The 15,031-nt window shown below is 55.7% G+C and carries 7 protein-coding genes and 4 rRNA genes; 7 read left to right on the forward strand and 4 right to left on the reverse strand.

The features are described 5' to 3' along the window. Window positions 1-126: 126 nt before the first annotated feature. From ACY4LX_RS01730 to ACY4LX_RS01745, 4 genes are all read right to left on the reverse strand, one after another. On the reverse strand, window positions 127-1,563 hold the full coding sequence (locus ACY4LX_RS01730; RefSeq protein WP_463259002.1) for an NAD(P)(+) transhydrogenase (Re/Si-specific) subunit beta: 1,437 nt from the start codon (window positions 1,561-1,563) through the stop codon (window positions 127-129). Next, complete coding sequence (locus ACY4LX_RS01735; protein ID WP_007947884.1) at window positions 1,563-1,886, reverse strand: NAD(P) transhydrogenase subunit alpha part 2; 324 nt, start codon at window positions 1,884-1,886, stop codon at window positions 1,563-1,565. The genes ACY4LX_RS01730 and ACY4LX_RS01735 overlap by 1 nt, the downstream gene beginning before the upstream one ends. A gap of 15 nt (window positions 1,887-1,901) precedes the next feature. Beyond that, window positions 1,902-3,023 carry a Re/Si-specific NAD(P)(+) transhydrogenase subunit alpha gene (locus tag ACY4LX_RS01740; RefSeq protein WP_463259003.1) on the reverse strand — a complete coding sequence of 374 codons (1,122 nt, stop codon included), beginning with the start codon at window positions 3,021-3,023 and terminating at the stop codon, window positions 1,902-1,904. A gap of 435 nt (window positions 3,024-3,458) precedes the next feature. Then, window positions 3,459-4,358, reverse strand: a complete 900-nt coding sequence (locus ACY4LX_RS01745) for a LysR family transcriptional regulator (RefSeq protein ID WP_463259004.1) — start codon at window positions 4,356-4,358, stop codon at window positions 3,459-3,461. 157 nt (window positions 4,359-4,515) lie between these two features. On the opposite strand from ACY4LX_RS01745, the gene ACY4LX_RS01750 reads away from it, so the two are divergent. The 7 genes from ACY4LX_RS01750 to ACY4LX_RS01780 all read left to right on the forward strand — a co-directional run bounded on the left by ACY4LX_RS01750 (window position 4,516) and on the right by ACY4LX_RS01780 (window position 14,985). Beyond that, window positions 4,516-5,697 carry an acyl-CoA dehydrogenase gene (locus tag ACY4LX_RS01750; RefSeq protein WP_133835126.1) on the forward strand — a complete coding sequence of 394 codons (1,182 nt, stop codon included), beginning with the start codon at window positions 4,516-4,518 and terminating at the stop codon, window positions 5,695-5,697. A 13-nt stretch (window positions 5,698-5,710) separates the two neighbouring features. Then, window positions 5,711-6,931 (forward strand): CaiB/BaiF CoA transferase family protein, encoded by a 1,221-nt coding sequence (locus ACY4LX_RS01755; protein ID WP_463259005.1) that lies wholly within the window; start codon window positions 5,711-5,713, stop codon window positions 6,929-6,931. Window positions 6,932-7,573: 642 nt separating this feature from the next. Then, a 16S ribosomal RNA gene (locus tag ACY4LX_RS01760) occupies window positions 7,574-9,112 on the forward strand. A 313-nt stretch (window positions 9,113-9,425) separates the two neighbouring features. Further along, a 23S ribosomal RNA gene (locus ACY4LX_RS01765) occupies window positions 9,426-12,317 on the forward strand. 152 nt (window positions 12,318-12,469) lie between these two features. Next, a 5S ribosomal RNA gene (rrf, locus tag ACY4LX_RS01770) occupies window positions 12,470-12,585 on the forward strand. 107 nt (window positions 12,586-12,692) lie between these two features. Further along, window positions 12,693-12,808: ribosomal RNA gene (gene rrf, locus ACY4LX_RS01775) — 5S ribosomal RNA — on the forward strand. Together the 16S, 23S and 5S rRNA genes form the textbook arrangement of a ribosomal RNA operon. 296 nt (window positions 12,809-13,104) lie before the next feature. Then, window positions 13,105-14,985: a methyl-accepting chemotaxis protein gene (locus tag ACY4LX_RS01780; RefSeq protein WP_149661508.1), complete on the forward strand. Its 1,881-nt coding sequence runs from the start codon at window positions 13,105-13,107 to the stop codon at window positions 14,983-14,985. The last annotated feature ends 46 nt before the right edge of the window (window positions 14,986-15,031 follow it).

Here is a 15,031-nt window from a genome sequence, read left to right on the forward strand (position 1 = left end):
ACATCCGTCCCGCTACCATGGTCGAATGCCAAGCCCTGATTTAGAGCCTTTGGTCGGGTTTCACGGGAATAAAAAAACCCCAGCCTACTAAAGGCTGAGGTTTTGGGTATTGCGTTGGAGCAGGTTTTACTCGACAGCTTTAACCATGTCTTCGATGACTTTCTTGGCGTCGCCAAAAACCATCATGGTTTTGTCGAGGTAGAACAGTTCGTTGTCCAGACCGGCATACCCGCTGGCCATCGAGCGCTTGTTGACGATGATGGTCTTGGCCTTGAACGCTTCGAGAATCGGCATGCCGGCAATCGGCGATTTCGGATCGTTCTTGGCGGCCGGGTTGACCACGTCGTTGGCGCCCAGCACCAGCACCACGTCGGCCTGACCGAACTCGGAGTTGATGTCTTCCATCTCGAACACCTGGTCGTAAGGCACTTCGGCCTCGGCCAGCAATACGTTCATGTGGCCAGGCATCCGACCGGCCACCGGGTGGATCGCGTACTTCACGGTCACGCCGCGGTGGGTCAGCTTCTCGGTCAGCTCTTTGAGCGCGTGTTGCGCCCGTGCTACCGCCAGGCCGTAGCCTGGAACGATGATCACGGTGTCGGCGTTGGTCAGCAGGAAGGTCGCATCGTCAGCCGAACCGGATTTCACCGGACGCGCTTCTTTCGAACCTGCCGGACCCGCCGCGTCCGCGGTGTTGCCGAAACCGCCGAGCAACACATTAAAGAAGGAGCGGTTCATCGCCTTGCACATGATGTAGGAGAGGATCGCACCCGACGAACCCACCAGCGAACCGGCGATGATCAGCATCGAGTTGTTCAGCGAGAAGCCGATACCCGCCGCTGCCCAGCCGGAATAGCTGTTGAGCATCGAGACAACCACCGGCATGTCCGCGCCGCCGATCGGGATGATGATCAGCACACCCAGCACGAAGGCCAGGGCCAGCATCAGTGCGAAAGCGTTGAGGTTGCCGGTCAGCATGAAGGTGACGCCCAGTGCCAGCGTTGCCAGGCCCAGCACCAGGTTTAGTTTGTGCTGGCCACCGAACTGTACCGGTGCGCCCTGGAACAGGCGGAACTTGTACTTGCCCGACAGCTTGCCGAAGGCGATTACCGAACCGGAGAAAGTGATGGCACCGATGGCCGCGCCGAGGAACAGCTCCAGGCGGTTACCGGCAGGAATCGCATCACCCAGTTGCTTGACGATGCCCAGCGACTGCGGCTCAACCACGGCAGCAATGGCAATGAACACCGCCGCCATACCGATCATGCTGTGCATGAAGGCGACCAGTTCCGGCATCTTGGTCATTTCGACGCGCTTGGCCATGATCGAGCCAGCGGTGCCGCCGACCAGCAGGCCAACGATGACGTAACCGATGCCGGCAGTGGCCAGCTCAGCGCCCAGCTTATAGATGAGGCCGACAGTGGTGAGGATCGCCAGCGCCATGCCGAGCATGCCGTAGACGTTGCCGCGCCGCGACGTGGTCGGGTGCGACAGACCTTTGAGGGCCTGGATGAAGCAGATCGACGCGATCAAGTAGAGCGTCGTGACAAGGTTCATGCTCATTACTTGGGCGCCTCTTCTTTTACGACTTTCGGGGCTTTTTTCTTGAACATCTCAAGCATCCTGCGGGTGACCAGGAAGCCACCGAACACGTTTACCGCTGCCAGGGCCACGGCGAGGGTGCCCATGGTCTTGCCCAGTGGTGTCACGGTCAAAGCCGCTGCCAGCATGGCGCCGACGATGACGATCGCGGAAATGGCGTTGGTCACCGCCATCAATGGCGTGTGCAGTGCAGGTGTAACGTTCCAGACCACGTGATAACCGACATAAATCGCCAGCACGAAGATGATCAGGTTGTAGATACCGGGGGAGATAAGCTCTTCCATCGTCTGAATCCCTGCTTAGGCGTTTTTGCGGATGACTTGGCCGTCGCGGCACATCAGGCACGCGGCGACGATGTCGTCTTCGAGGTTCACTTCGAACTGGCCTTCTTTGTTGAAGACCAGCTTCAGGAAGTCCAGCAGGTTGCGGGCGTACAGCGCCGAAGCGTCTGCCGCGACTTCACCAGCCAGGTTGGTCGGGCCACAAATGGTTACGCCATTCTCGACGACGACTTGATCGGCCACGGTCAGCGGGCAGTTGCCGCCCTGGGCGGCGGCGAGGTCGATGACTACCGAGCCTGGCTTCATCTGCGCCACGGTTTCCGCGCTCAACAGTGTCGGTGCCTTACGGCCCGGGATCAGTGCGGTGGTGATGACGATGTCGGCTTGTTTGGCGCGTTCGTGCACGGCCAGGGCCTGACGTTGCATCCAGCTCGCGGGCATAGGCCGCGCGTAGCCGCCGACACCGACAGCGCATTCGCGCTCTTCCTCAGTCTCGTAAGGCACGTCGACGAACTTGGCGCCGAGGGATTCGATTTGCTCTTTTACCGCCGGACGTACGTCAGACGCTTCGATCACTGCGCCCAGGCGTTTCGCCGTGGCGATCGCCTGCAAGCCCGCCACGCCAGCGCCGAGAATCAGCACGCGCGCCGCTTTCACGGTACCCGCAGCGGTCATCAGCATCGGCATGAAGCGTGGGTAATAGTGAGCGGCGAGCAGCACGGCTTTATAGCCGGCAATGTTCGCTTGCGAGGAGAGCACATCCAGGCTTTGAGCGCGGGAGGTACGCGGCGCTGCTTCCAGTGCGAACGCGGTAATGCCGCACTCGGCCAGTTTGGCGATGGTTTCATTGCTGAACGGATTGAGCATCCCCACCACAACGGTGCCGCTTTTAATCAGCGCCAGCTCGCTGTCGCTGGGGGCGACCACCTTGAGAATCAGCTCGGCACCAAACGCATCGTTGGCGCTGCCAATGGTCGCGCCTGCCGCTTCATAAGCACTGTCGACAACGCTGGCTTTGACGCCGGCGCCGCTTTGTACAGTGACCTTATGACCCTGGCCGATCAACTTTTTGATGGTTTCCGGGGTTGCAGCAACCCGTGTTTCACCCGTCTGGGTTTCGAGAGGAACACCAATGTGCACGTCAAATCTCCTGCGTGATCTTATTGAGTAAACCCAGGCACTTCGGATGGTGCGGCTGGGGCGGCCGATCAGCACGATCCCGCCAAATCAGGGCGGGGCGCGGCATTTTGCAGGCGAACTTTGTGCCCTTCAAGGGATTATGACGGGTGACGGAAAATTAACTACAAGTCACCCCGTGACCGAATGTCGCAACCAACCGGTTCAATCCCTTGCAGGCCGTGCCTTGTAAGGAGTCTGGTCGAAATTGAAGAATTTCCACATCGGCGCGGTGAATGAGTGGTCATTGCTTCGAAATAGAGGCTCAAGGCCACGTCTTCAGGCGCTTGTGGGACGTTTGTACTGCTTGTCGGTACAGTCTATGGATATGCGACAAATACTTATATCTGTAGTGTTTTTAAATTACTGACTACGAGGTCAGTTAATCAGCTCTGACCTTTATCCTTCTAGGTTGTAGCTGTGTGCCTGGTTTACCAGCCAGTCGCGAAAAGCCCTTAAAGACGCCGATTCGACCTTCCGTTCAGGAATCATCAGGTAATACGCCTTGATGCTCGATAGCGCCTGCGGATTGGCAATCACCAGGCGCTTCTCCGCCAATTCACGCTGGATCAGAAACGGCGGAATCAGTGCGATCCCCATGTCGTGCATGGCTGCCTGGGCGAGCATGGAGAATAGCTCGTAACGCGGGCCTGTCATGTCACGGGGGATATTTAGATTCTGAAAGTTGAACCATTGGCGCCAGGCATAGGGGCGGGTGGTTTGCTGCAACAAGGGTAATTCCGCGATTTCAGTGGCTGTCAGATTTGTCTTATTGCCCAGTAGGGCGGGGCTGCACACCGGCATCGGGTTTTCTCCCATCAGTCTGTGGGATTCGGTACCTGACCAGTCCGCATCGCCGAAATAGATCGCTGCATCGAATTCGGTGTCGGCAAACAGAAAGGGGCGGGTGCGGTTGGTGAGGTTGACGGTCACCTCGGGGTGCTTGTGCTGAAAATCTTTGAGTCGCGGCAGCAGCCATTGGGTGCCGAAGGTCGGCACCACCGCGAGTTCGATCACGTTGGCGCCTTGCTGGCCCATCACTGACAACGTGTCCCGCTCAACCGCATCGAGTTGCGTGGCCACCCGACGGCTGTAGGAAAGTCCGGCTTCGGTCAGCTTCACGCCGCGCCGGGAGCGTCGGAACAGTTCGACGCTGAGGAACTCCTCCAGGCTGGCGATCTGTCGGCAAATCGCTCCTTGGGTGAGGGAAAGTTCCTGTGCAGCCTTGGTAAAGCTCTCATGGCGCGCTGCCGCTTCGAAGCTGATCAGGGCGGTGGTGCTGGGGATTTTCCTGCGCATGTACGTGAACCTCACTAATACATCGCATTAATGACCTTGCGCGATGCTTCGGAGTGAGAAATTAGCACAACAGTATGCGAAATCCTCGTTTGCCGTGACGCCGAACGGGGCCTAGGATCAGTTCACGTTATTTGACCCGATTCGAGAGGACACACTCATGGGCGGTAAAGCTAGCTTCAACTGGATCGATCCCCTGCTGCTGGATCAACAGCTCACCGAAGAAGAGCGCATGATTCGCGACACCGCCGAGCAGTTCGCTCAGCAGAAACTCGCGCCGCGTGTTCTGGAAGCTTTCCGCCATGAGAAGACCGACATCGCGATCTTCCGTGAGATGGGCGACGTGGGTTTGTTGGGCGCGACCATTCCTGAGGAATACGGTGGCAGCGGCCTGAACTACGTCAGCTACGGCCTGATCGCCCGTGAGGTCGAGCGCGTCGACTCCGGCTATCGGTCGATGATGAGCGTGCAATCTTCGCTGGTGATGGTGCCGATCAATGAGTTCGGTACTGAAGCGCAAAAGCAGAAGTACCTGCCGAAACTCGCTTCGGGCGAGTGGATCGGTTGCTTCGGTCTGACAGAGCCGAACCACGGTTCCGACCCGGGCGCGATGATTACTCGTGCACGAAAAGTGGAAGGCGGCTACAGCCTGACCGGCAGCAAGATGTGGATCACCAACAGCCCGATCGCCGATGTGTTCGTGGTCTGGGGCAAGGACGACGCCGGCGACATCCGTGGCTTCGTACTGGAGAAGGGCTGGAAAGGCCTGAGCGCTCCGGCGATTCACGGCAAGGTTGGCCTGCGTGCGTCGATCACGGGCGAAATCGTCATGGACAATGTGTTTGTCCCTGAAGAAAACATCTTCCCGGATGTCCGTGGCCTGAAAGGTCCGTTTACCTGCCTCAACTCCGCACGTTACGGCATCTCCTGGGGCGCGCTGGGCGCCGCCGAGTTCTGCTGGCACACCGCGCGTCAATACACCCTGGATCGTCAGCAGTTCGGTCGCCCATTGGCCGCCACTCAGTTGATCCAGAAGAAGTTGGCCGATATGCAGACTGAAATCACCATGGCGCTGCAAGGCTGCCTGCGTCTGGGTCGCATGAAGGATGAAGGCACGGCTGCGGTCGAGATCACTTCGATGATGAAGCGCAACTCCTGCGGCAAGTCCCTGGACATCGCGCGCATGGCTCGCGACATGTTGGGCGGCAACGGCATCTCCGATGAATTCGGGGTGGCTCGCCACCTGGTCAACCTGGAAGTGGTGAATACCTACGAAGGTACGCATGACGTGCACGCGCTGATCCTGGGTCGCGCGCAGACCGGCATCCAGGCGTTCTATTAATAGGAGAACGGCAATGGGCGCGCTTTCGCATTTACGGGTACTGGATTTATCGCGGGTGCTGGCCGGGCCTTGGTCCGGGCAGATCCTAGCGGACCTTGGCGCTGAGGTGATCAAGGTCGAGCGCCCGGGCAATGGCGACGACACGCGCGCCTGGGGGCCTCCGTTCCTGAAAGACGCCTATGGCGAGAACACCAGCGAGGCCGCTTATTACTTGTCGGCCAATCGCAACAAGCAATCGGTGACCATCGACTTCACTCGGCCTGAAGGCCAGAGGCTGGTGCGCGAGCTGGCAGAGAAGTCGGACATTTTGATTGAGAACTTCAAGGTGGGCGGTCTGGCGGCTTATGGGCTGGACTATGAATCGCTCAAGGCGATCAACCCGAATCTGATTTATTGCTCGATCACCGGGTTTGGTCAGACCGGGCCCTACGCCAAGCGTGCGGGCTATGACTTCATGATCCAGGGGTTGGGTGGCTTGATGAGCCTGACGGGCCGGCCTGAAGGTGATGAGGGTGCCGGGCCGGTGAAAGTCGGTGTAGCGCTGACGGACATTCTGACCGGGCTCTATTCGACGGTGGCGATATTGGCGGCGCTGGCGCATCGGGATCATGACGGTGGCGGTCAGCACATTGATATGGCATTGCTGGATGTGCAGGTGGCATGCCTGGCTAACCAGGCGATGAACTACCTGACTACCGGCAATGCGCCGAAGCGCTTGGGGAATGCGCACCCAAACATCGTGCCTTATCAGGACTTTCCTACGGCGGATGGCGATTTCATCCTCACCGTGGGTAACGACGGGCAATTCCGCAAGTTTGCCGAGGTGGCGGGGCAGCCGCAGTGGGCGGATGATCCGCGTTTTGCTACCAACAAGCTGCGGGTGGCCAATCGGGCGGTGCTGATTCCGCTGATTCGTCAGGCGACAGTATTCAAGACGACGGCTGAGTGGGTGTTGCAGCTGGAGCAGGCTGGCGTGCCGTGCGGGCCGATCAATGATTTGGCGCAGGTGTTTGCTGATCCGCAGGTTAAAGCACGTGGGTTGGCTATTGAACTGCCTCATGTGCTGGCCGGGATGGTGCCCCAGGTGGCGAGTCCGATTCGTCTGTCCGAGACGCCTGTGGAGTACCGCAATGCGCCTCCGCTATTAGGGGAACATACGCTGGAGGTTCTGCAGCGGGTATTGGGTTTGAGCGCTGGTGCTGTGGCTGCTCTCAAGCAAGACGGAGTGCTCTGAAGGTTTCTTCTATATAGAGGGAGCGGGTTTGCTCTTCTATATATAGCGCGAGCGGGGTGTTTTCCGGCTTTCTGCAAGTTATTGATAGAAAAGCCAAATCAGTGCTTGACGGCAGATTCTGGAAGTCTATAATTCGCCCCACTTCCGGCGCAGTCGAAACGGAAAACTCCTTGGTAAACAAAGAGTTACGCAGTTTTCGGCAGCGAGTTGCTTCAGGTCATCGAAGCCCAGAAGGAGTTGATAAGGCAGTGTGTTGTCGCCTTGTTAACGGTTCGATCTTCTCGGTCGAAAGCGGAGTAAAAGAGGTGTTGACAGCAGCGAGTAACGCTGTAGAATTCGCCTCCCGCTAACGAGAGATCGGAGGCGCAAGTGGTTGAAGTTGCAAAGGAAACTTTGAAAACTTCTGAAAATAACCGCTTGACAGTAACTGGCGCTGCTGTAGAATGCGCGCCTCGGTTGAGACGAAAGATCTTAACCCACCGCTCTTTAACAACTGAATCAAGCAATTCGTGTGGGTGCTTGTGGAGTCAGACTGATAGTCAACAAGATTATCAGCATCACAAGTTACTCCGCGAGAAATCAAAGATGTAACCAACGATTGCTGAGCCAAGTTTAGGGTTTCTTAAAAACCCAAAGATGTTTGAACTGAAGAGTTTGATCATGGCTCAGATTGAACGCTGGCGGCAGGCCTAACACATGCAAGTCGAGCGGCAGCACGGGTACTTGTACCTGGTGGCGAGCGGCGGACGGGTGAGTAATGCCTAGGAATCTGCCTGGTAGTGGGGGATAACGCTCGGAAACGGACGCTAATACCGCATACGTCCTACGGGAGAAAGCAGGGGACCTTCGGGCCTTGCGCTATCAGATGAGCCTAGGTCGGATTAGCTAGTTGGTGAGGTAATGGCTCACCAAGGCGACGATCCGTAACTGGTCTGAGAGGATGATCAGTCACACTGGAACTGAGACACGGTCCAGACTCCTACGGGAGGCAGCAGTGGGGAATATTGGACAATGGGCGAAAGCCTGATCCAGCCATGCCGCGTGTGTGAAGAAGGTCTTCGGATTGTAAAGCACTTTAAGTTGGGAGGAAGGGCATTTACCTAATACGTAAGTGTTTTGACGTTACCGACAGAATAAGCACCGGCTAACTCTGTGCCAGCAGCCGCGGTAATACAGAGGGTGCAAGCGTTAATCGGAATTACTGGGCGTAAAGCGCGCGTAGGTGGTTCGTTAAGTTGGATGTGAAATCCCCGGGCTCAACCTGGGAACTGCATTCAAAACTGTCGAGCTAGAGTATGGTAGAGGGTGGTGGAATTTCCTGTGTAGCGGTGAAATGCGTAGATATAGGAAGGAACACCAGTGGCGAAGGCGACCACCTGGACTAATACTGACACTGAGGTGCGAAAGCGTGGGGAGCAAACAGGATTAGATACCCTGGTAGTCCACGCCGTAAACGATGTCAACTAGCCGTTGGGAGCCTTGAGCTCTTAGTGGCGCAGCTAACGCATTAAGTTGACCGCCTGGGGAGTACGGCCGCAAGGTTAAAACTCAAATGAATTGACGGGGGCCCGCACAAGCGGTGGAGCATGTGGTTTAATTCGAAGCAACGCGAAGAACCTTACCAGGCCTTGACATCCAATGAACTTTCTAGAGATAGATTGGTGCCTTCGGGAACATTGAGACAGGTGCTGCATGGCTGTCGTCAGCTCGTGTCGTGAGATGTTGGGTTAAGTCCCGTAACGAGCGCAACCCTTGTCCTTAGTTACCAGCACGTTAAGGTGGGCACTCTAAGGAGACTGCCGGTGACAAACCGGAGGAAGGTGGGGATGACGTCAAGTCATCATGGCCCTTACGGCCTGGGCTACACACGTGCTACAATGGTCGGTACAGAGGGTTGCCAAGCCGCGAGGTGGAGCTAATCCCAGAAAACCGATCGTAGTCCGGATCGCAGTCTGCAACTCGACTGCGTGAAGTCGGAATCGCTAGTAATCGCGAATCAGAATGTCGCGGTGAATACGTTCCCGGGCCTTGTACACACCGCCCGTCACACCATGGGAGTGGGTTGCACCAGAAGTAGCTAGTCTAACCTTCGGGGGGACGGTTACCACGGTGTGATTCATGACTGGGGTGAAGTCGTAACAAGGTAGCCGTAGGGGAACCTGCGGCTGGATCACCTCCTTAATCGACGACATCAGCTGCTCCATAAGTTCCCACACGAATTGCTTGATTCATTGAAGAAGACGATAAGCCAGCCTTTAAGGTGGCTTGTGTTGTTAGAGTTTAGAAATGAATATTCTGAAATGAATATTGATTTCTAGTCTTTGATTAGATCGTTCTTTAAAAATTTGGGTATGTGATAGAAAGATAGACTGAACGTTACTTTCACTGGTAACGGATCAGGCTAAGGTAAAATTTGTGAGTTCTCTTAATTGAGAAATTCGAATTTTCGGCGAATGTCGTCTTCACAGTATAACCAGATTGCTTGGGGTTATATGGTCAAGTGAAGAAGCGCATACGGTGGATGCCTTGGCAGTCAGAGGCGATGAAAGACGTGGTAGCCTGCGAAAAGCTTCGGGGAGTCGGCAAACAGACTTTGATCCGGAGATGTCTGAATGGGGGAACCCACCTAACATAAGTTAGGTATCTTAAGCTGAATACATAGGCTTAAGAAGCGAACCAGGGGAACTGAAACATCTAAGTACCCTGAGGAAAAGAAATCAACCGAGATTCCCTTAGTAGTGGCGAGCGAACGGGGACTAGCCCTTAAGTGGCTTTGAGATTAGCGGAACGCTCTGGAAAGTGCGGCCATAGTGGGTGATAGCCCTGTACGCGAAAATCTCTTAGTCATGAAATCGAGTAGGACGGAGCACGAGAAACTTTGTCTGAATATGGGGGGACCATCCTCCAAGGCTAAATACTACTGACTGACCGATAGTGAACTAGTACCGTGAGGGAAAGGCGAAAAGAACCCCGGAGAGGGGAGTGAAATAGATCCTGAAACCGTATGCGTACAAGCAGTGGGAGCCCACTTTGTTGGGTGACTGCGTACCTTTTGTATAATGGGTCAGCGACTTATTTTCAGTGGCGAGCTTAACCGAATAGGGGAGGCGTAGCGAAAGCGAGTCTTAATAGGGCGTCTAGTCGCTGGGAATAGACCCGAAACCGGGCGATCTATCCATGGGCAGGTTGAAGGTTGGGTAACACTAACTGGAGGACCGAACCGACTACCGTTGAAAAGTTAGCGGATGACCTGTGGATCGGAGTGAAAGGCTAATCAAGCTCGGAGATAGCTGGTTCTCCTCGAAAGCTATTTAGGTAGCGCCTCATGTATCACTGTAGGGGGTAGAGCACTGTTTCGGCTAGGGGGTCATCCCGACTTACCAAACCGATGCAAACTCCGAATACCTACAAGTGCCGAGCATGGGAGACACACGGCGGGTGCTAACGTCCGTCGTGAAAAGGGAAACAACCCAGACCGTCAGCTAAGGTCCCAAAGTTATGGTTAAGTGGGAAACGATGTGGGAAGGCTTAGACAGCTAGGAGGTTGGCTTAGAAGCAGCCACCCTTTAAAGAAAGCGTAATAGCTCACTAGTCGAGTCGGCCTGCGCGGAAGATGTAACGGGGCTCAAACCATACACCGAAGCTACGGGTATCACTTAGGTGATGCGGTAGAGGAGCGTTCTGTAAGCCTGTGAAGGTGAGTTGAGAAGCTTGCTGGAGGTATCAGAAGTGCGAATGCTGACATGAGTAACGACAATGGGTGTGAAAAACACCCACGCCGAAAGACCAAGGTTTCCTGCGCAACGTTAATCGACGCAGGGTTAGTCGGTCCCTAAGGCGAGGCTGAAAAGCGTAGTCGATGGAAAACAGGTTAATATTCCTGTACTTCTGGTTATTGCGATGGAGGGACGGAGAAGGCTAGGCCAGCTTGGCGTTGGTTGTCCAAGTTTAAGGTGGTAGGCTGGAATCTTAGGTAAATCCGGGATTCTAAGGCCGAGAGCTGATGACGAGTGTTCTTTTAGAACACGAAGTGGTTGATGCCATGCTTCCAAGAAAAGCTTCTAAGCTTCAGGTAACCAGGAACCGTACCCCAAACCGACACAGGTGGTTGGGTAGAGAATACCAAGGCGCTTGAGAGAACTCGGGTGAAGGAACTAGGCAAAATGGCACCGTAACTTCGGGAGAAGGTGCGCCGGTGAGGGTGAAGCATTTACTGCGTAAGCCCATGCCGGTCGAAGATACCAGGCCGCTGCGACTGTTTATTAAAAACACAGCACTCTGCAAACACGAAAGTGGACGTATAGGGTGTGACGCCTGCCCGGTGCCGGAAGGTTAATTGATGGGGTTAGCTAACGCGAAGCTCTTGATCGAAGCCCCGGTAAACGGCGGCCGTAACTATAACGGTCCTAAGGTAGCGAAATTCCTTGTCGGGTAAGTTCCGACCTGCACGAATGGCGTAACGATGGCGGCGCTGTCTCCACCCGAGACTCAGTGAAATTGAAATCGCTGTGAAGATGCAGTGTATCCGCGGCTAGACGGAAAGACCCCGTGAACCTTTACTATAGCTTTGCACTGGACTTTGAATTTGCTTGTGTAGGATAGGTGGGAGGCTTTGAAGCGTGGACGCCAGTTCGCGTGGAGCCAACCTTGAAATACCACCCTGGCAACTTTGAGGTTCTAACTCAGGTCCGTTATCCGGATCGAGGACAGTGTATGGTGGGTAGTTTGACTGGGGCGGTCTCCTCCTAAAGAGTAACGGAGGAGTACGAAGGTGCGCTCAGACCGGTCGGAAATCGGTCGTAGAGTATAAAGGCAAAAGCGCGCTTGACTGCGAGACAGACACGTCGAGCAGGTACGAAAGTAGGTCTTAGTGATCCGGTGGTTCTGTATGGAAGGGCCATCGCTCAACGGATAAAAGGTACTCCGGGGATAACAGGCTGATACCGCCCAAGAGTTCATATCGACGGCGGTGTTTGGCACCTCGATGTCGGCTCATCACATCCTGGGGCTGAAGCCGGTCCCAAGGGTATGGCTGTTCGCCATTTAAAGTGGTACGCGAGCTGGGTTTAGAACGTCGTGAGACAGTTCGGTCCCTATCTGCCGTGGACGTTTGAGATTTGAGAGGGGCTGCTCCTAGTACGAGAGGACCGGAGTGGACGAACCTCTGGTGTTCCGGTTGTCACGCCAGTGGCATTGCCGGGTAGCTATGTTCGGAATAGATAACCGCTGAAAGCATCTAAGCGGGAAACTAGCCTCAAGATGAGATCTCACTGGGACCTTGAGTCCCCTGAAGGGCCGTCGAAGACTACGACGTTGATAGGTTGGGTGTGTAAGCGCTGTGAGGCGTTGAGCTAACCAATACTAATTGCCCGTGAGGCTTGACCATATAACACCCAAGCAATTTGCGTCGAAAGAGCAGATTGCGGTGTGTGAAGACGAAACGAACCGAAAGTTCGAAAGACTCACAAACACCGAAAGCTATCACATACCCAATTTGCTGAAGCGAGGCCAGCTGGCCGCGACTCAGTACCCGAATTTCTTGACGACCATAGAGCATTGGAACCACCTGATCCCATCCCGAACTCAGCAGTGAAACGATGCATCGCCGATGGTAGTGTGGGGTTTCCCCATGTGAGAGTAGGTCATCGTCAAGATTAAATTCCGAAACCCCTATCTGCGTATGCAGGTAGGGGTTTTGTTTTAGTAGAAGTCACCTTTTTTGCTGGCACGTTGCTGCGGTAACGGGCTGGTCACAGAATTTCTTGACGACCATAGAGCATTGGAACCACCTGATCCCATCCCGAACTCAGCAGTGAAACGATGCATCGCCGATGGTAGTGTGGGGTTTCCCCATGTGAGAGTAGGTCATCGTCAAGATTGAATTCCGAAACCCCTGTCTGCTAACGCAGACAGGGGTTTTGTCGTTTTGGCGCCGACAAAATCTCAAGCGCCAGCAATGCCGATCCAGACGCTCAAGTACACCGTTCGGCGGGAAACTGGCGTGAATGTCATCCATTTCATACAAACCCCTAAGATTTCTCCTACTCGTGCCGAAAAACTGGTGAGACATGCGTGCACCAAAGTAGAGCGGCCTCAGAAAGCTGCCTGCGCTGTTACATGGAATGTTGCAATCCGGAACGCATCCCCACTTTTTGCATAAGAAGTCCCATGAAATGAATCTCAAGTTCAGCCATAAAATCCTGCTGGCCGCTTCAGGCGTCGTGGTGCTGGCTTTCGCGTTGTTCACTTTGTACAACGACTATTTGCAGCGAAACACCATCCGGCAGAATCTCGAATCCTCCGTGCAGCAAGCGGGCGACTTGACCGCCAGCAGCGTTCAGAACTGGATGAGCGGCCGCGTGCTGGTATTGGAGAACCTGGCGCAGAACGTTGCTCACCAAGGGGCGAATGCCGATCTGCCAGGACTGGTGGATCAACCCGCCTTCACCTCGAACTTCCAGTTCACCTACGTCGGCCAGGCCAACGGTGTATTCACCCAGCGCCCTGACGCGAAGATGCCGGATGGCTACGACCCACGTCAGCGTCCCTGGTACAAACAGGCCGTCGCTGCCGACAAGACCATGCTGACCCCGCCTTACATGGCCGCGGTCGGTGGCCTCGTTGTCACCATCGCCATGCCGGTGAAAAAGAACGGCGAACTGCTCGGCGTTGTTGGCGGTGACCTGAGCCTGGAAACCCTGGTGAAGATCATCAACTCGGTGGACTTCGGTGGTATCGGCCACGCATTCCTGGTCAGCGCCGACGGTCAGGTGATCGTCAGCCCGGACAAAGATCAGGTGATGAAGAACCTCAAAGACATCTACCCAGGTTCCAGCGTACGCATCGAGAAGGGTAATCAGGACGTCACCCTGAACAAGCAGGACCGCATCCTCTCGTTCACCCCGGTGAGTGGCTTGCCGAATGCCGAGTGGTACATCGGTCTGTCGATCGATAAGGACAAGGCCTACGCACCACTGAGCCAATTCCGTACCTCGGCACTCATCGCGATGTTTATCGCCGTGAGCGCCATTGCCGTGCTGCTGAGCCTGCTGATCAACGTATTGATGCGCCCGCTGACCACCATGGGCCGTGCGATGAAAGACATCGCCCAGGGCGAAGGTGACCTGACCCGCCGCCTGGCCGTGGAAAGCAAAGACGAATTCGGCGAGCTGGGCGGTGCGTTCAACCAGTTTGTAGAACGGATTCACGCGTCGATTTCCGAAGTATCCTCGGCGACCCGTCAGGTCCACGACCTGTCGCAACGCGTAATGGCCTCGTCCAACGCCTCGATCATCGGTTCCGATGAACAAAGCGCCCGCACCAACAGTGTGGCCGCCGCGATCAACGAGCTTGGCGCCGCGACTCAGGAAATTGCGCGCAACGCCGCCGATGCTTCGCAGCACGCCAGCGGCGCGAGCGAGCAGGCGGATGACGGTCGTCAGGTGGTGGAGAAAACCATTCTGGCCATGACCGAGCTGTCGCAGAAAATCAGCCTGTCCTGCACCCAGATCGAAACCCTGAATGCCAGCACCGACAACATCGGGCACATTCTGGATGTGATCAAAGGCATCTCCCAGCAGACTAACCTGCTGGCCCTGAACGCGGCCATCGAAGCGGCCCGTGCCGGTGAAGCCGGTCGTGGTTTTGCGGTGGTGGCGGACGAAGTGCGTAACCTCGCCCATCGCACCCAGGAATCGGCAGAGGAAATCCACAAGATGATCACCTCGCTACAGATCGGTTCGCGCGAAGCGGTGACCACCATGAACGCCAGCCAGGTCTCCAGTGAAGAGAGCGTTGAAGTGGCGAACCAGGCCGGTTTGCGTCTGGTCAGCGTGACCCAGCGCATCGGCGAGATCGACGGCATGAACCAATCGGTTGCCGCGGCGACCGAAGAGCAGACCGCGGTGGTGGAAACCCTCAACGTCGACGTCAACCAGATCAATCTGTTGAACCAGCAAAGCGTGGCCAACCTCAATGAAACGTTGAAGGATTGCGATGCGCTGTCGTTGCAGGCCAACCGTTTGAAGCAATTGGTCGACAGCTTCAAAATCTGATCCAACGATGTACAAAAGCCCGCTGCGGATCACCTCCACAGCGGGC

It is taken from the genome of Pseudomonas sp. Emmai (assembly GCF_055179735.1).

Excerpts from the sequence above, each read along its gene's own strand:
- ACY4LX_RS01730 (WP_463259002.1), bottom strand. The coding sequence starts at position 1,563 with ATGAGCATGAACCTTGTCACGACGCTCTACTTGATCGCGTCGATCTGC.
- ACY4LX_RS01735 (WP_007947884.1), bottom strand. The coding sequence starts at position 1,886 with ATGGAAGAGCTTATCTCCCCCGGTATCTACAACCTGATCATCTTCGTG.
- ACY4LX_RS01745 (WP_463259004.1), bottom strand. The coding sequence starts at position 4,358 with ATGCGCAGGAAAATCCCCAGCACCACCGCCCTGATCAGCTTCGAAGCG.
- ACY4LX_RS01750 (WP_133835126.1), top strand. The coding sequence starts at position 4,516 with ATGGGCGGTAAAGCTAGCTTCAACTGGATCGATCCCCTGCTGCTGGAT.
- ACY4LX_RS01755 (WP_463259005.1), top strand. The coding sequence starts at position 5,711 with ATGGGCGCGCTTTCGCATTTACGGGTACTGGATTTATCGCGGGTGCTG.
- ACY4LX_RS01780 (WP_149661508.1), top strand. The coding sequence starts at position 13,105 with ATGAATCTCAAGTTCAGCCATAAAATCCTGCTGGCCGCTTCAGGCGTC.